We start from the raw sequence: 16,960 nt of genomic DNA, 5'->3' as shown, positions 1-16,960 counted from the left end.
CATCCTTCCCGTTACAGTGATGATAAAATACGAGCGGTGAGCAGCCCGTAATAGGTTCCAAGGAGATTGCCTAGCAAAGCTGTCAATATGCCGACAGGAATAAGCGACTGATGATATGCGCCCGCAAGAATTGGAGTCGAAGCTACTCCGCCGATATTTGCCAAAGAGGTTACCCCCATTGTAAATAAATCAAGTTTGCATACTTTTGCGATAATTAGCATTAATAATGCGTGAATCAAAAGGATAAGGAACCCAGAGATGATATAAATTGGAGCTTGGAACAATTGAGAAAAGTCTGCTTTCGATGCGATTAACGCGATGATCACATAAAGCATGACTTTCGATACGTCGTTGGCGCCAGGAATTTTCGCTGCCTTTGTCATCGCCAGTAATAAACCGATAACGGATGCGAATACAATCGTCCACGTTGTTCCGTTAAATACGGCTCCCAACTCGGGCAAAGCATTTCCGATTTCCGTGCAAATCGTCGATAAAAGAATGCTGAATCCAAGCAAGACGATTAATTCGGTAAACCCCATTTTTCCTTGATGATTTTCGGTTGTTGTTGCCACTTCATCTGCAGCAACCGGGACTTCTATTGCTTTTGCTTTTGTCCAGCGATTGAATCGGTCAGCAAACGGCACAAGCCAAAACATAAACATAACCCAAATAGAATAGTTGACGGTGTCCATGATTAAAGCGTAGCCGAAAATGTTTTCCGGAACATCTAAAATTTTTTGTAGAATGACCATATTTGCCGATCCGCCTGTCCAGCTGGAGCTGAGTGCTGCAAAAGCCTTCCACGTATCTTTCGCATAGAATTCTTTAAGTAACAGATACGTGACGGTAAACCCGATAATAATCGTGAAAGATGCTGCAAAAAAAGTGAGAAGAATTTTTGGCCCCATTTTGATGATCTTTCGCAAATCGCAATGCAGAAGCATAAGAATGAGCATGGCAGGAAGCAGTACGTTTCTAACGGTATTGTACGTATTGTCGATCGAATTCGTTTTCCCGAAAACTCCAAATGTTTGCATCAGTGCGCCTCCGACATAAATAAAAATAATGCCAGGGACGACTTTAAAAAGTTTGGATTTGGACTTTTGTTCTGCAAAAGCAATGAGTGCGACGTAAGCAAGCAAAATACTTAAATAAACAACACCGTCTTGAATCATTGTTTTTCCTCCCTATTTGAGATATAAAAATATAAAAACCCAGCAAATAGAGAGAAACAATCGCTCTATTCGCTGGGTTTCATCTGCGTGATGATAGTACAGATGAAGCAGCCGATGAAACGATATTTTGATATTTTAAGCTGGCGTTTTTAAAAGCGACGATGAACGCTTTTTGCGAAGAGCCAAAGTAACGAGTTTGAATTTCTTTGGTTACTGTGTCAATATCCAATATCGACCGGCCGACAAGTAAACTTTTGACAAACGACTTCGTCAGTTCAATCGTCGCTGAACAGTCTGCATCAACGATCATACTGTTTTCTTTATTGACCACTAATCCGATGAAAAATGCTTTATATTGCTGGGTAATAGGATTGTTTGAAGGCGCTTTTGCGTCTCCGATGATATATACAGTATTATTCTCAAACATGCTAATCCTCCAACCAGATACAGCTATTGCGAGGGGCATTTATGATGGACTCATAAATGTTGCTCGCAATATGTATGTTCTCTTGTTTATTATACTGAATAGTAAGAAAATAGTCGATAATTACAACTTTTCTAGAAATAGTTCTGGTATAGGGATAACATTCATTATGGTGTAGAAAATAAAATCGGATTTTTACACAATTTCAAGGATGCAAAAATAACATCAGAAAGTTAAAATCATTTTTATTTATCTACTTGTGAATTTTCGGGCATTTTAGTATACTATATGTAACCGGTTACATATAAAAATGGGGACGAATGATGATGGCGACGATTAGAGATGTGGCAAAGTTGGCAGGTGTATCTGTAGCGACTGTTTCTCGCGTGTTAAATCAAAATGGTTATGTGAATGAAGAAACAGAAAAACGTGTGAGACAGGCGATGAAAGAGTTAAATTATAAGCCGAGTGAAGTGGCGCGAGCATTGTTTAAAAAAACATCGAAGACAATTGGGTTAATCGTGCCGGATATAACGAACCCGTTTTTTCCAGAGCTTGTTCGCGCAGTGGAAGATGTGATGAATATTTATGATTATACTGTCATTTTATGCAATTCTGACGAGAAAACAGAAAAAGAGAAAAAATACATAGAAGTGCTCAAGCAAAAATATGTGGATGGCATTATCTTAACGACCAATCAATTGGAGTTGGAGGAAGTATCGGAATGGAATGTTCCAATGGTAGTTCTAGACCGACCGCTAAGCCATAACTATCCCTCGGTCATTGCTGATAATTATGGCGGGGCTCGATTGGCAACTAAACATTTATATGACATTGGCTGCCGCAAAATTGCCCATATCCAGGGGCCTTCTCATGTTGTGAACGCGATGGAGCGTTTTCATGGTTATCGTGATGAAATGATGGAACTGGGTCTTTGGGATGAGAGGCTTGTTATACTCGGAAACTATCAGTTGAAGAAGGCGAAAGAAGCGGTAATCGAAGCGTTGAATAAATATGATATTGATGGCATTTTTGCTGGAAATGATGCAATGGCAGTGGGGGCGTTAAAAGCGGTTCAACAGATGGGGTTCCGTGTTCCGGAAGATATAGCTATTATAGGATACGACGGTATTCCGCTAACGGAAATGACGACGCCAGAGTTATCGACGATTTCTCAGCCGATTTATGATATGGGGGCAATTGCGGCGAGGATTTTAATAAAACAGATAGAGGGAAAACCGCTGGAAAAACTTCATTATGTGCTTCCTGTTGAACTAGTGGTACGACAATCGACGCGTAGGGGGGAATGAAAATGACGAAACCGGTGATTACTGTTGTTGGAAGCATCAACATGGATCTTGTGACGATCGCTTCTCGTTTTCCATCGCAAGGAGAAACAATTTTAGGAGAGGAGTTTCATCTCATTCCTGGCGGAAAAGGAGCTAACCAAGCGGTGGCTGCCGCGCGGCTTGGCGCGGAGGTACATATGATTGGGGCCGTCGGAACGGATCCATTTGGAAACGAGCTTCTTCGCTCATTGGAGCGGGAAGGTGTTCATATCGATAATGTGAAACCGGTTACACATAAAGGCACTGGTATTGCTTCGATCACGATTTCGGAACAAGATAACCGGATTATTGTTGTGCCGGGAGCGAATCATGCGCTTCGCCCAGAAGACATTGACCGGTACGAAGAGATCATTGCCAAGAGCGATGTATGTGTACTGCAACTGGAAATTCCGCTTTCCGTTGTAGAAAGAGCCGTCTTTTTAGCGAAAAAACATCATGTGCGTGTCATTTTAAATCCAGCGCCAGCGCAGCCGTTGCCACAAAAACTCATCGAGCAGGCCGATTTTCTTACACCAAATGAACATGAGCGGGAGATTATTTTTGAGCAAGTGGATGTGGATGTGTTTGCTGATAAAGTGATTGTCACAGAGGGAGCACGCGGCGTGACGATTCGGAAAGATGGAAAACAGGTGCACATACCAGGCTTTTGCGTTCCGGTCGTGGACACGACAGGAGCAGGAGATACATTCAACGGTGCGTTGGCGGTCGCGTTAAGCAAAGGAATGAGTTTGGAAGATGCCTGTCGCTTTGCCAACGCTGCGGCGGCGCTATCGGTGACAAAACTTGGCGCGCAAGGCGGAATGCCGACGGAAGAGGAAGTAAAGAAATTTTTGCAGGAAAAGGCAGGGTGTTCATCATGAAAAAACGGGGTATTCTCAATAAAGACTTAAGTATGCTATTGGCTTCTCTCGGTCATACCGATACGATTGTCATCGCAGACTGCGGTCTGCCGATTCCGAATGGGACAGATCGTATTGATTTATCGCTAGTGAAGGGATTTCCGCCGTTTTTATCCGTGCTGGATGCGGTTTTAGAAGAATTAGAAGTGGAAGCGCTAACATTAGCGGAAGAAATCAAAAAGGACAATCCCATTATGTATGAAAACATCCAGCAAAGATTGAGCGATGTACCGATGCAATTTGTTCCACACGAACAGCTTAAAGAGATGACAAAATCCGCAAAAGCGGTCATTCGTACAGGAGAGGCGACGCCTTACGCTAATATTATTCTCCGCTCTGGCGTGAACTTTTCATAGCGTTCGTTTGAAAAAGGAGGGAGAGCGATGACGAAACCGTTTGTTGAGATGCGGGGTATTAAAAAAGCGTTCCACCAGCATGTTGTCTTAAACGATGTCGATTTTGAAGTGCGCGCCGGTGAAGTGCACGCGCTCATGGGAGAAAACGGCGCCGGAAAATCGACGTTAATGAAAGTATTAACTGGCATTTATGAGCGCGATGCTGGGACGGTCTTGGTGGATGGCCGCGAAGTGCATTATCGTCATCCGAAGGAAGCGGAACGTGATGGGATTTCTGTTATTCATCAGGAACTTACCATCATTCCGACATTGACGGTTGCGGAAAATATTTTCCTAGGACGCGAAAGCACGATCGGCCGTACCGGTATTATTCGCGGCAAAGACATGGAAAAGCAGGCGAAAGTGTATTTGGAAAAACTCGGCATCCATATTGATCCGAATGAGTTGGCAGGCAATTTGTCGGTAGGAAAACAGCAAATTGTCGAAATTGCAAGGGCGCTTTCCACCAACGCCAAATGTTTAATTATGGATGAGCCGACTGCCGCGTTGACGGAGCGGGAAATTCAAACGTTGTTTGAAGTCATCCGCACCTTAAAGCAGCAAGGGGTTGCGATCGTTTATATTTCGCACCGCATGGAGGAAATTTTCACGATTTGCGACCGCATTTCCGTACTCCGAGACGGGCAGTTTATCGGCACGAAGCGCATTGCCGAGACAAATTTTGATGAGATTGTCCACATGATGGTTGGCCGGCAAATTGGAGAGCGCTTTCCAAAGCGAAATACAATCATTGGCGAAGAACGGATGCGCGTGGAAGGCTTGACACAGGAAGGGGTCTTTGAAAATGTTTCGTTTTCGGTGCGCGCTGGTGAAATTCTCGGTGTGGCTGGATTGATGGGATCAGGACGTACCGAAATAATGGAGGCGATTTTTGGCGCAAGAAAAATGAACGCGGGAACGATTTATATTGACGGCCAACCGGTTCATATTACATCGCCAAGACGAGCGATTGAGCACGGCATCGCAATGATTACAGAAGATCGCAAACAAAAAGGGCTTATTTTGGATATGAGTGTGCGCGAAAATTTAACGTTGCCAAAATCAGAACAATTGGCGGCAGCCGGTGTCATTCAAGCGACGAAAGAGCAGGAGTTAGTTTCGTCGTTAATTAAGAAACTAAACATTAAAACGGCGTCTCCGGAATTAGAGGTAAAAGCGTTAAGCGGAGGCAACCAGCAAAAAGTCGTATTCGGAAAATGGCTGGCGATGGAGCCGCGCATCCTTATTTTAGATGAACCAACGCGCGGGGTTGATGTTGGCGCCAAAAAAGAAATTTATGAAATTATGAATGAACTGACGGCACAAGGGGTTGCGATTATTATGGTATCGTCCGAGCTCCCGGAAGTGCTTGGGATGAGTGACCGCATTATGGTCGTTCATGAAGGGAAGGTTCGCGCTATTTTGGAGAATGAAGGAATCGATCAAGAAACGATTATGCGTGCGGCGACAGGAGGAAAAGCATAATGGAAAACAAATGGAATTTTGATGTAAAAAAGCTTGGCCCGCTTATTGGTTTCTTCTTGTTATGTATTGTGCTGTCGATATTGAGTGACAGTTTCCTAACGGTCAATAACTGGATGAACGTTTTGCGTCAAGTGTCGATTAACGCGTTAATCGCGTTTGGCATGACATTCGTCATTTTAACGGGAGGCATTGATTTATCGGTCGGTTCCGTGTTAGCGCTCTCAAGTGCGATTACTGCGGGAATAATGGCAAGCGGGACGAATGGCTTTACTGCTATCATCATCGGATTGCTTGCCGGCTTTCTCATGGGTGCACTAAACGGTGTGGTGATTACGAAAGGACGCATTGCTCCGTTTATTGCCACTCTAGCAACGATGACGATGTTTCGCGGATTAACCCTTGTTTATACAGATGGGCGCCCTATCACTGGTTTTGCCTCAGACGATATTTTGTTTCAAATGATGGGACGCGGGTATTTTCTTGGCATCCCTGTTCCGGTTGTATTTATGATTGTCGTGTATGTCGCATTATATTTTGTATTAAAGAAAACGACGTTTGGCCGTCATACGTATGCGATTGGTGGAAATGAGGAAGCGAGCCGTCTATCCGGAATTCGCGTCGATCGACTGAAAATTTGGATTTATTCCTTAACTGGAGGATTGTCGGCATTAGCAGGAATTATTTTAACCTCCCGCTTAAACTCGGCGCAGCCAACGGCGGGAACAGCGTATGAATTAGATGCGATCGCTGCCGTGGTGCTGGGAGGGACCAGTTTATCCGGCGGCCGCGGCTGGATTTTCGGAACGTTGGTTGGTGCGCTTATTATTGGTGTATTGAACAACGGGCTGAACTTATTGAATGTATCTTCATTTTATCAGCAAGTCATTAAAGGGTTAGTCATTCTTCTTGCGGTGCTCCTTGACCGCCGCAAAGAAGCTTGATGAATAATAAATACAAGGAAAGGAAGAGAACGATGAAAAAGTTAGCTAGCATGTGGTTGTCATTTTTGTTAGTTATTGGCGTATTAGCAGGCTGTTCGTTAGATAACGGCGCAACCAGCGGCAAAAAAGAAGAAACAAAAAAAGACGGAAGCATGAAAATTGGGTTATCGATTTCAACGTTAAATAACCCATTCTTCGTGACATTAAAAGAAGGTGCTGAAAAGGCGGCGAAAGAAGAAGGTGTGGAATTAATCGTTGTCGATGCGCAAAACGATTCTGCAAAGCAAATTAATGATATTGAAGATTTGATTCAGCAAGATGTTGATTTGATTTTAGTGAATCCAACTGACTCCAGTGCGGTGACATCGGCAATTGAGTCGGCTAATAGCGCGAATATTCCTGTGATCACGGTTGACCGTAGCGCAGATGGAGGAAACGTAGCCACTCACATCGCTTCGGATAACATTGCAGGAGGAAAAATGGCAGGAGAATTCCTCCTTGAACAATTAAAAAATGGCGGCAATATTGTAGAGCTTGAGGGTATTCCTGGTTCGTCTGCTGCACGTGAACGTGGGGAAGGATTCCATCAAGTCATCGATAAAGCATCCAATGTGAAAGTCGTAGCGAAGCAAGCAGCGGATTTTGATCGTGCTAAAGGGTTATCGGTCATGGAAAATATTTTGCAAAGCCATAAGGATATTCAAGCTGTATTTGCCCATAATGATGAAATGGCGTTAGGTGCATTAGAAGCTTTAGAGGCGCGCGGCATGAAAGATGTGCTCGTCGTTGGCTTTGACGCAACGGAAGACGCAGTGAAGGCGGTAAAAGAAGGGAAAATGGCGGCAACCGTTGCGCAAAAGCCTGAGCTTATTGGAGAGAATGCAGTCAAAACAGCGTTGAAAGTATTAAATGGAGAAAAAGTAGATAAGTTCATTCCTATTCCATTAGAGTTAGTAACAGAAAATCAATAACCATGGATTTACCTTCTGTCCATATACGGGCAGAAGGTATTTTTTATTTGTTGATACTACTTCATAAAGATATTAAGGTAAATAATAGGTGATGCAAATGAAAGGAAAAATCCAACGCTGGAGTTTCGTTGTTTTATGGTGTATCGTCATTTATTGCTTTAGTGAATTTCCGCTGTTTACCGGTGAAAACACAAAGCGCATGTTAGAAGCGGTGCTTGGGTATTTGCCGTTTGGCCATGGCGGGGACGGTGCGTCGTCTCCATTGAATTTTATCGTTCGGAAGCTGGCCCACTTAACCGAGTTTGGCATTTTAGCCGTGCTTGTTTGGCGGGCGCTTGAACCGATGCGGCTGGCGTATGCCGGCGCCTGGCTGTTTGCGACAATGTACGCGGTAACGGATGAATGGCACCAATCGTTTGAGCCGGGGCGCACCGCAACGCCGAAAGATGTGGCGATCGATTCGTGCGGAGCGCTCTTGGCCTTAATTGGCGTTTTTCTCTATATGTGCTGGAAGAAAAAGGAACATGATCCGGCGAAACGGGACGTATCATAATAGAAAACAAATTGCCGGCTCTCCCGAGTATGCTTTTGGACCGAAAAGAAAAGCGAGAATAACGAGTTTCCGTGAAAAGGAAAAGCCGCTCATGGTTTCTTTTATTGCTGGCATGTTTGTCTGATCGCTTGTCATGTTTGTGATCACAAGCATGACGTTTGCCGCCAAACAGGCGGATGCGCGGAGTGCCGAGGTGGCAGAAGCAATGAGAAAGCTTCCTGCGAGCATGCAGGAAGCTGTTTTTTTTATTGGTCTGCAGGAAATACGATGCCCGTTTGTTTGCGGGCTTCTTCCATCAAAGCGATCGTCAGCAACGAATGCTCATGTGAATTGACTTCGGATTCGCGTTTTCCATTTTTGATCAGCTCGATAAACTCTTTCACTTCGTAATACATCGGAGGTTGTTCTTGCGGGACGGTAATATCTTCGGTGCGCCCATCGCGGTAGCGGATTTCCACTTTTGTTGGCGTATGGATCGCGTCGATGAGAATGCTTCCGTCTTCTCCTTGAATTTCCACAGGCAGATAGGAGTTCGTAATTTTTGAGTACATGACAACAGCGTCCATATCCTCATAAGTAAAGATAATCGTCCCTTCGCCGTCCACGCCCGATTCGAGCTTCAAGCTGCTTGCTTGCAAGCGGTTTGGTTTTCCAAACAAGACGACCATCGGATAAATGCAATAGACGCCGATATCCATTAACGCGCCGTTGGAAAAGGCAGGATTGAACGCATTTAACACCGTTCCTTGTTTGAACGCGTCGTAGCGCGACGAATACTGGCAGTAGCTCGCAAAATAGCGGCGTATTTTCCCGATCTTATGCAAATGTTCGCGAACCGCTTGAAAGTTTGGAAGCAGCGTCGTTTTCATCGCTTCCATCAAAACGACGCCATTGCGGCGCGCCGCATCGATCATCGCTTTGACTTCTTTTGTGTTCGACGCCATCGGCTTTTCGCATAGGACATGTTTGCCGTGGTCCATAAGCAAAATCGCCTGCTCGGCGTGCAACGAATTCGGGCTTGCGATATAGACGGCATCGATGTCTTTGCTTTTCGCCAGTTCTTCAAGGTTTGTAAACGTCCGTTCAGCTCCTGTTTTCGCCGCAAATTGTTTCGCTTTTTCGTCCGTCCGAGAATAAACAGCGGCCAGCGCAAAGTCTTCTGTCTTTTTTGCCGCTTCGATAAACGCTTCCGTAATCCAGTTTGTGCCGATGGTGGCAAATCGGATCATCGTGGTCCCTCCTTGCTTATCGTAACTATATCATTTTATCGTTCACACCGTTCCATCGGCAACCATAAAGGCGCGGAAGAACGTGAAACGGCGGTCCGGTTGGCTGTTTTCTCTCCTGTGTTGGCAAGGCTAGTTTTTTAAGTGGCCGATTATTTTGCTAATAATGGCAGTGTGTTTTATTGACATGGAATAAAATGTATATTATGATAAATAAAAATTTTGAATATTAATATATTTTAAGATAAGGAGGCAATTGCGGATCAGGAAATTCAACATATTTTTTGTAAACGCTTACTATAATCATTGCTTCGTTGAACTGCATCTCAGCGAAATCACATCAAAATGACCGCCCTCCATTTTCAGCCTGCAACAAGTTAAGCCCACATTTATTCGCTTCCAGAATGATATGACACTATTTTTTCACAAAATGGAAAAGGAGAATATGCATATGCGTTACGAGTTTAAATTGCCGGACATCGGCGAAGGGTTGCATGAAGCGGAGATCGTTCGCTGGTTTATTCAAGAAGGGGATGAGGTTGCCGCCGATCAGCCGATCGCAGAAATTCAAACAGATAAGGCGATGGTGGAAATGACGACGCCAGTAGCGGGGAAAGTAGTAGCGCTTGCCGGGCCGGAGGGGATGACGGTAAAAGTCGGCGAACCGCTTATTATTCTTGAACAGCAAAAAGCCGCTATCGCAGAATCTAGGCCGGCGCAACAGAAAAAACGGGTGATTGCCGCGCCGTCCGTTCGAAAGCGGGCGAGAGAAATGGGCATCCCGATTGAAGAAGTGGAAGGAACGGGAGAAGGCGGAAGGGTGACGCTTGCTGATTTAGAGCGGTATGCAAAAGCACGCGAGTCCGCACTGGAGCCGGTGGCGCCAGCGCTGGAAGCAGCCGGGCGGAAAATGGATCGCCGGCACGGGATAACCGAACATGAAGAACGCATTCCGATCCGCGGGCTGCGAAAAAAGATCGCGGAAAAAATGGTGAAATCGGCGTACACCGCACCGCATGTGACAGGAATGGACGAAATCGATGTGACGAAACTGGTGGAGATTCGCGCAAGTCTTGCCAAACAGCTGGAAGCGGAAGCGATCAAGCTGACTTATTTGCCGTTTGTCATTAAAGCAGTGACGCGCGCGTTAAAGGAATATCCGCTATTGAATGCGGCGATCGATGAAGAAACAAACGAAATTGTGCTAAAGAAACAATACCATATCGGCATTGCCACGGCGACGAAAGAAGGGCTTGTCGTGCCGGTGATTAAGCATGCCGATCAAAAATCGATTCACGATCTTGCCGTGGAGATTGCCGAGCTTTCGGAAAAGGCGCGCCGCCATGCGCTGCGCATTGACGAGCTGCAGGGAAGCACGTTTACGATCACGAATACAGGCGCAAACGGCGGCTGGTTTGCAACGCCGATCATTAACTATCCGGAAGTGGCGATTTTAGGGATTCATGCGATTAAGCGAAAGCCGGTCGTGATTGGCGAGGAAATTGTCATTCGCGACATGATGGGGATGTCGCTCACGTTTGATCATCGCGTCATCGACGGGGAACCAGCCGGGCGGTTTATGCGGGCGGTCTCGCACATTTTGGAGCATCCGGAACAGCTGTTATTAGATGTTCGTTAAACGGAGGGGAAAAACGATGTTTGACCAAGACCAATTGCAATTTGAGATGGTGCAGCTGCTTGATGAAAACGGAAATGGAGATGAAAAAACGCTGGCGTCTTTTTCCGATGAGTTTCTTGTTGCACTGTACCGCTGGATGCGCAAAGCGCGGGTCATCGATGAGCGCCTGTTAAAAATGCAGCGGCAAGGGCGGATTGGCACATATGCGCCGTTCGGCGGGCAGGAAGCGGCGCAAATCGGCAGCGTGTTTGCGCTTGAAAGCAATGACTGGATTTTTCCAACCTACCGGGAAATCGCTGCTTGTTTGGCGCACGGGCTGCCGCTTGCGCAAATTTTCCGTTACTTGAGAGGCCATTTGTCTGGCGGAAGAACTCCGGAGCATTTAAATATTTTTCCGATTCAAATTATTATCGGCGCGCAGACGCTTCATGCGACGGGCTGCGCGTGGGCGACGAAGCTGAAGGGAGAAACACAAGTATCGGTCTGCTATTTCGGCGATGGAGCGACATCGCAAGGCGATTTCCATGAAGCGCTGAACTTTGCCTCCGTTTACCAAGTTCCAGTCATCTTTTTCTGCCAAAACAACCAATACGCCATCAGCGTTCCTGTGCATAAGCAAACGGCAAGCCGGACGATCGCGCAAAAAGCGGTGGCATACGGAATGAAAGGTGTGCTTGTCGACGGTAACGACGCGCTTGCCGTGTACAAAACGGTGAAGGAGGCTGCCGATGCGGCGCGAAACGGCGGAGGGCCGGTGCTGATTGAAGCGTTCACGTACCGGCTGGGGCCGCATACGACATCGGACGATCCGGCAAAATACCGGAACGCGGAAGAAGCAGAGAAGTGGAGATGGAAAAAAGATCCGCTTCATCGCCTGCGGGTGCTCTTAGAAAAACGCGGGATTTGGACGGAAGGAGAAGAAGAGGAATGGGTCGCGCAAGTGAACGGCGAAGTGACGGCGGCGTATGAAGAAGCGGCGGCGGACGGAAGTGGATCGATTGTCGATGCATTAAGCTGCGTGTACGGAAAGCCGAGTAAGCTTTTGCAGGAGCAAAAGCAAGAAGCCGCGCGGCGAAAACAAGGGAAAGAGGGGAAATAACGTGGCGGAAAAGACGATGATTCAGGCGATTAATGAAGCGATCCGGCAAGAAATGGAGCGCGATGAGCGCGTGATCGTCCTGGGGGAGGATGTCGGAAAGAACGGCGGCGTCTTTCGCGCGACAGATGGCTTGTTTGAACAATTTGGCGACCGCCGCGTGTTTGATACGCCGCTTGCCGAATCAGGAATCATCGGCACATCGATTGGCTTGGCGGTGAACGGATTCCGCCCGGTTGCGGAAATCCAGTTTCTCGGTTTTGCCTACCAAGCGATGGATCAGCTTGCGGCACAGGCGGCGCGCCTTCGCTTCCGTTCAGCGGGGCGGTTTACGTGCCCGCTTGTCGTGCGCAGCCCATACGGCGGCGGGGTGCGCACGCCGGAGCTTCATTCCGATGCGTTAGAGGCGTTGTTTACGCATTCACCGGGACTGAAAGTCGTTATGCCATCCAACGCTTTTGACGCAAAAGGGCTGTTAATTTCAGCGATTCGCGATGAAGATCCTGTTTTGTTTTTAGAGCCGATGAAATTATACCGTGCTTTGCGCATGGAAGTGCCGGATGAGCCATATGAAATTCCGCTCGGAACAGCGCGCGTCGTCAAAGAGGGGGAAGATGTAACGATCATTTCATGGGGAGCGACGGTTCCGCTTGTCGCGAAATTAGCGGAAGAGATGAAGGAGAAAGGAATCGATGCGGAGGTGATCGATCTTCGCAGCCTGCAGCCGCTCGATATCGATGCGATCGTGCAGTCGGTGGAAAAGACGGGACGGGTGATGATTGTTCATGAAGCGGTCAAAACAAACGGTTTTGGCGCGGAAATTGCCGCGCTGATTAGCGAACGGGCGCTGTTTTCGCTATCGGCGCCGATTGTGCGCGTGACCGGTTATGATACACCGTATCCGGTGCCATCGGTCGAAGATGAGTGGCTGCCGAACGCCGCCCGCATCGTTGAAGGAGTACAAATGCTCATGCGCTACTAACGAAAAGGGGGATCGCGATGGGAGTTTATGAAGACTTATTAGAACAGATTGGTGACCGTGAACGGGTGACGGTGAACGAAACGGTTCTCGAACAGCATAGCAAAGGAATCGCTTATCATGCGCCAAGAAAGCCGGATGTCGTCGTGTTTCCGAAAACGGCGGCGGAAGTGAGCGCTGTGTTGGCTTATGCAAATGAGCGGCGCATCCCGGTTACCCCGTTTGGGGCGGGAAGCAGCTTAGAAGGGCATATTATTCCCGTCCAAGGCGGCATCACGCTCAATCTTACGATGATGAATCATATTATTGATATCCGCCCCGATGATTTTTTGGCCATCGTCGAGCCGGGAGTAACGCGGATGCAGCTGAATCAAGCGTTGAAAAAATACGGGCTGTTTTTCCCGGTTGACCCGGGAGCAGACGCGACGCTCGGCGGGATGGCGGCGACGAACGCGAGCGGGACAAACAGCGTCAAATACGGCGTGATGCGCGATCAAGTGCTTGGGCTGGAAGTCGTGCTTGCCGACGGGAAAATCGTTCATACCGGAGGAATGGCGGCAAAATCGTCGGCTGGTTATGATTTAACGGGGCTGTTTGTCGGATCGGAAGGAACGCTGGGCGTATTTACGAAGATGATTGTCCGCCTTCAAGGCATCCCGGAAGCGACGAATGCGATCAAAGCAAGCTTTCCGACGTTAACGGCGGCAGCCCAGGCGGCAGCGTTGCTTTTAAAAGCGGGTGTTTCTCCGGGGAAAATCGAGCTTGTCGATGAGCAAACGATTCAAGCGGTCAATCAATACAAGCAGACGAACTATCCGGAGGCGCCGACGCTGTTTATCGAATTAAGCGGCAGCGCGGCGAGCGTCAAAGACGGAACGGAAGTTGTCAAAGAATGGTGCGCCGCAGAAAACGCCGTGTCATTTGAAACGGAAGATGATCCCGCCGGGCGCGCTAAATTGTGGGAAGCGCGCCATCATGCGGCGTTTGCCATTCAAGCGGCGCATCCGGGGAAAACGATGTTGTCCACCGATGTATGTGTGCCGGTTTCCAAGCTGCCGGAAGCGATTGCCGAAACGCGGAAGCTTGTTGATGAATACGGGATAACAGCGGCGATTTTCGGCCATGTCGGCGACGGCAACTACCATACCGTTCTTACCTTCGATCCGGCTGACGCCGAAGAAGTGAAACGCGTTGAAGAAATAAACGCCCGCATCGTCCGCTACGCGTTATCCCATGGCGGCACATGCACGGGCGAGCACGGCATTGGCATCGGAAAGCGTCATTTCTTATATGAGGAGCATCGCGATTCCGTTCCGCTCATGCAAGGGATCAAGCGGCTGTTTGACCCGAATGGCATTATGAATCCAGGAAAAATTTTCTTATAATGTTACTTCCCCGCTGATTATATCCAGTGGGGAATTTTTTTGAACTATTCAAGTAACGTCTTGTTACGCGTAGGAAACAAATTTTTTTCGGTTTGTGCGAATTACGGAATTTTGGCAACATATTTACTTTTTATGGAGAAATCCGTTTATTTAGTAAGTAGGGAACGATAAAGAAAAAGGAGGAAAAAGAGATGGAACATAAACAATTACGTCCATTCCCGGATCGTTTTTTATGGGGCTCTGCTTCCGCAGCGTATCAAGTCGAAGGCGCATGGAATGAAGACGGAAAAGGCCTGTCGGTTTGGGACGTTTTTGCCAAACAGCCAGGCAGAACGTTTAAAGGAACGAACGGCGATGTCGCGGTCGATCATTATCATCGCTATAAAGAAGATGTGGCGTTAATGGCGGAGATGGGGCTGAAAGCATACCGCTTCTCCGTCGCATGGAGTCGCGTGTTTCCAAACGAGAAAGGGGAAATCAATGAAAAAGGGCTTCAATTTTACGACAATCTTATCAATGAGCTGTTAAAACACAATATTGAACCGATTATCACCCTCTATCATTGGGACGTTCCGCAGGCGTTAATGGACGAATATGGCGCATGGGAGTCAAGGCAGATCATCGATGATTTCCATGATTATGCGGTGACGCTGTTTCAGCGTTTTGGCGACCGCGTCAAATATTGGGTGACGCTCAACGAACAAAATCTTTTCATCACATTCGGCTATCGGTTAGGATTGCATCCGCCAGGGGTGAAAGACGCCAAACGCATGTATGAGGCGAACCATATTGCCAATTTGGCGAACGCCAAAGTGATCCAAGCGTTCCGCCATTATGTGCCGGATGGCAAAATCGGCCCGAGCTTCGCCTACTCGCCGATGTATCCATACGATTGCCGGCCGGAAAATGTGCTGGCATGGGAAAATGCGGAAGAATTTCAAAACCATTGGTGGATGGACGTGTATGTTTGGGGGACGTATCCGCAGGCCGCTTGGAACTATCTCGAACAGCAAGGATGGGCTCCGACGATAAAATCCGGCGATATGGAATTATTGAAAGCAGGAAAACCGGATTTTATGGGCGTTAACTATTATCGATCACAAACGGTCCAATACAATCCGCTTGATGGTGTCGGCGAAGGGGTGATGAACACGACCGGAAAAAAAGGAACGTCGACGGAAAGCGGAATTCCTGGGCTATTTAAAATCGTTCGCAACCCACATTTAGAGGCGACGAATTGGGACTGGGAAATTGACCCGGTCGGGCTTCGCATCGGATTGCGCCGCATTGCCAACCGCTACGGGTTGCCTGTTTTCATTACCGAAAATGGCCTCGGCGAATTTGACAAGCTGGAAGATGGCGATATTGTCAATGACGACTACCGCATTGACTATCTCCGCCGTCATATTCAAGAAATCCAGCGCGCGATCACCGACGGTGTCGATGTCATTGGCTATTGCACGTGGTCGTTTACCGATCTTCTCAGCTGGCTGAACGGTTATCAAAAGCGGTACGGGTTTGTGTATGTCAACCGTGATGACGAATCGGAAAAAGACTTGCGCCGTATTAAAAAGAAAAGCTTTTATTGGTATAAACAGGTGATTGCTTCCAACGGCAAAGAGCTGTGAGCGTTTGCCAGCTGTTTTTCGCATTTATGTAGGCTTGTTTAGCATCCGGTACATCTCTTTCGCCAAGCTTTCGAGCAAGTAAATGACCGGGATTTGTGTCGTGATATTCGTTTGCTCGACAAATTCGGTATTGACGTAATACGTTAAGTTGTAATCCGACATGTTCGCCAAGGAACAATGTTTGCGGTTGGTAATGCTAATGATGGTGCTTCCTTTTTCTTTAAAGCGGTGTACTTGCGATAACGTATAGGACGTTTCGCCTGATACGGACAAAGCGATCACGACACAGTTGTTAAAATAATGGCCGTAAATCGGGAAAAACGGATCTTTAATATAAACGGAAAACTTTTTTAACGCGGAAAAATAGCGGGAGCCGTATTCCGCCAAAATGCCGGAGCTGCCAGAACCGACGAAAATGACGTTATCGGCGCGGGCGATCGCGGCGGCCGCTTCGCGAATCGTCTGCTGGTAATCGATTTTTAAGGTCCGCTCAAAAAATTCGGTCAGCGTGTCTTGGGCGTTTGTGATAAAGGAGCGCTCGTTTTGCTGCAAGTATAGTTTCAGTTTCGTTTTAAACTCGGAAAAGCCATCACAGCCTACTTTTCTGCAAAAACGCAAAATCGTTGGCGGCGAAACATGAACCTCTTCAGCGAGTTCGCGGATGCGCATATATACCACTTCATTGGCGTGTTTCGTGACATAGTTATAAATGATATAGTCTAGTTCGGAAAAACGGGCAATTTGTTCGGGCGTAAACATAAAGACACCTCGGTTTGGCTATTGTAATTGAATTATAGCATGCCAGATAAGGAGGA

The 16,960-nt window shown here is 47.3% G+C and carries 16 protein-coding genes; 12 read left to right on the top strand and 4 right to left on the bottom strand.

Annotated elements, in window-relative coordinates; genetic code table 11:
• Positions 1-11: 11 nt before the first annotated feature.
• Together AOT13_RS01840 and AOT13_RS01835 are read right to left on the bottom strand one after the other, a co-directional pair.
• Positions 12-1,175, bottom strand: coding sequence for a DUF819 family protein (locus tag AOT13_RS01840; RefSeq protein ID WP_003247717.1), 1,164 nt, complete (start codon positions 1,173-1,175; stop codon positions 12-14).
• A 79-nt stretch (positions 1,176-1,254) separates the two neighbouring features.
• A complete protein-coding gene (locus tag AOT13_RS01835) occupies positions 1,255-1,602 on the bottom strand; it encodes a DUF3870 domain-containing protein (protein WP_003247718.1) in 348 nt (115 codons plus the stop codon).
• A 323-nt stretch (positions 1,603-1,925) separates the two neighbouring features.
• Here AOT13_RS01835 and AOT13_RS01830 point away from each other — a divergent pair, with 323 nt between their 5' ends.
• The 7 genes from AOT13_RS01830 to AOT13_RS01800 all read left to right on the top strand — a co-directional run bounded on the left by AOT13_RS01830 (position 1,926) and on the right by AOT13_RS01800 (position 8,192).
• Complete coding sequence (locus AOT13_RS01830; RefSeq protein ID WP_003247719.1) at positions 1,926-2,909, top strand: LacI family DNA-binding transcriptional regulator; 984 nt, start codon at positions 1,926-1,928, stop codon at positions 2,907-2,909.
• Between the two features lie 2 nt (positions 2,910-2,911).
• Complete coding sequence (gene rbsK, locus AOT13_RS01825; RefSeq protein ID WP_003247721.1) at positions 2,912-3,808, top strand: ribokinase; 897 nt, start codon at positions 2,912-2,914, stop codon at positions 3,806-3,808.
• Entirely contained in the window at positions 3,805-4,203 is a 399-nt protein-coding gene (gene rbsD / locus AOT13_RS01820) for a D-ribose pyranase (RefSeq protein WP_003247723.1), read from the top strand. Before rbsK ends, rbsD begins: the two co-directional genes overlap by 4 nt.
• Before the next feature lie 27 nt (positions 4,204-4,230).
• On the top strand, positions 4,231-5,727 hold the full coding sequence (locus AOT13_RS01815) for a sugar ABC transporter ATP-binding protein (protein WP_013399871.1): 1,497 nt from the start codon (positions 4,231-4,233) through the stop codon (positions 5,725-5,727).
• Complete coding sequence (rbsC, locus tag AOT13_RS01810; protein WP_003247727.1) at positions 5,727-6,668, top strand: ribose ABC transporter permease; 942 nt, start codon at positions 5,727-5,729, stop codon at positions 6,666-6,668. Before AOT13_RS01815 ends, rbsC begins: the two co-directional genes overlap by 1 nt.
• A 32-nt stretch (positions 6,669-6,700) precedes the next feature.
• Entirely contained in the window at positions 6,701-7,639 is a 939-nt protein-coding gene (gene rbsB, locus AOT13_RS01805; protein WP_003247728.1) for a ribose ABC transporter substrate-binding protein RbsB, read from the top strand.
• Positions 7,640-7,736: 97 nt separating this feature from the next.
• On the top strand, positions 7,737-8,192 hold the full coding sequence (locus tag AOT13_RS01800) for a VanZ family protein (protein WP_003247730.1): 456 nt from the start codon (positions 7,737-7,739) through the stop codon (positions 8,190-8,192).
• A gap of 245 nt (positions 8,193-8,437) precedes the next feature.
• Here the strand turns inward: AOT13_RS01800 and AOT13_RS01795 are convergent, their stop codons facing one another.
• Complete coding sequence (locus tag AOT13_RS01795; RefSeq protein ID WP_003247732.1) at positions 8,438-9,421, bottom strand: Gfo/Idh/MocA family protein; 984 nt, start codon at positions 9,419-9,421, stop codon at positions 8,438-8,440.
• A 448-nt stretch (positions 9,422-9,869) separates the two neighbouring features.
• Between AOT13_RS01795 and AOT13_RS01790 the strand changes: the two genes are divergently transcribed.
• The 5 genes from AOT13_RS01790 (at position 9,870) to AOT13_RS01770 (ending at position 16,145) form a co-directional block, all read left to right on the top strand.
• Positions 9,870-11,057: a dihydrolipoamide acetyltransferase family protein gene (locus AOT13_RS01790; protein ID WP_013399875.1), complete on the top strand. Its 1,188-nt coding sequence runs from the start codon at positions 9,870-9,872 to the stop codon at positions 11,055-11,057.
• Between the two features lie 16 nt (positions 11,058-11,073).
• Complete coding sequence (gene pdhA / locus AOT13_RS01785) at positions 11,074-12,156, top strand: pyruvate dehydrogenase (acetyl-transferring) E1 component subunit alpha (protein WP_035501687.1); 1,083 nt, start codon at positions 11,074-11,076, stop codon at positions 12,154-12,156.
• 1 nt (position 12,157) lies between these two features.
• Complete coding sequence (locus tag AOT13_RS01780; protein ID WP_042384773.1) at positions 12,158-13,135, top strand: alpha-ketoacid dehydrogenase subunit beta; 978 nt, start codon at positions 12,158-12,160, stop codon at positions 13,133-13,135.
• A gap of 17 nt (positions 13,136-13,152) precedes the next feature.
• Positions 13,153-14,517 (top strand): FAD-binding oxidoreductase, encoded by a 1,365-nt coding sequence (locus tag AOT13_RS01775; protein ID WP_013399878.1) that lies wholly within the window; start codon positions 13,153-13,155, stop codon positions 14,515-14,517.
• A 191-nt stretch (positions 14,518-14,708) separates the two neighbouring features.
• Entirely contained in the window at positions 14,709-16,145 is a 1,437-nt protein-coding gene (locus AOT13_RS01770) for a glycoside hydrolase family 1 protein (RefSeq protein WP_013399879.1), read from the top strand.
• A 24-nt stretch (positions 16,146-16,169) separates the two neighbouring features.
• Here AOT13_RS01770 and AOT13_RS01765 read toward each other — a convergent pair whose 3' ends face one another.
• Positions 16,170-16,904 (bottom strand): MurR/RpiR family transcriptional regulator, encoded by a 735-nt coding sequence (locus AOT13_RS01765; RefSeq protein ID WP_013399880.1) that lies wholly within the window; start codon positions 16,902-16,904, stop codon positions 16,170-16,172.
• Between the last annotated feature and the right edge of the window lie 56 nt (positions 16,905-16,960).

Origin of the sequence: Parageobacillus thermoglucosidasius (genome assembly GCF_001295365.1) — a bacterium.
Classification (GTDB): domain Bacteria; phylum Bacillota; class Bacilli; order Bacillales; family Anoxybacillaceae; genus Parageobacillus; species Parageobacillus thermoglucosidasius.
Note: the sequence above shows the minus strand (reverse complement) of the source record. Positions and strands in the feature narration are given on the sequence as shown.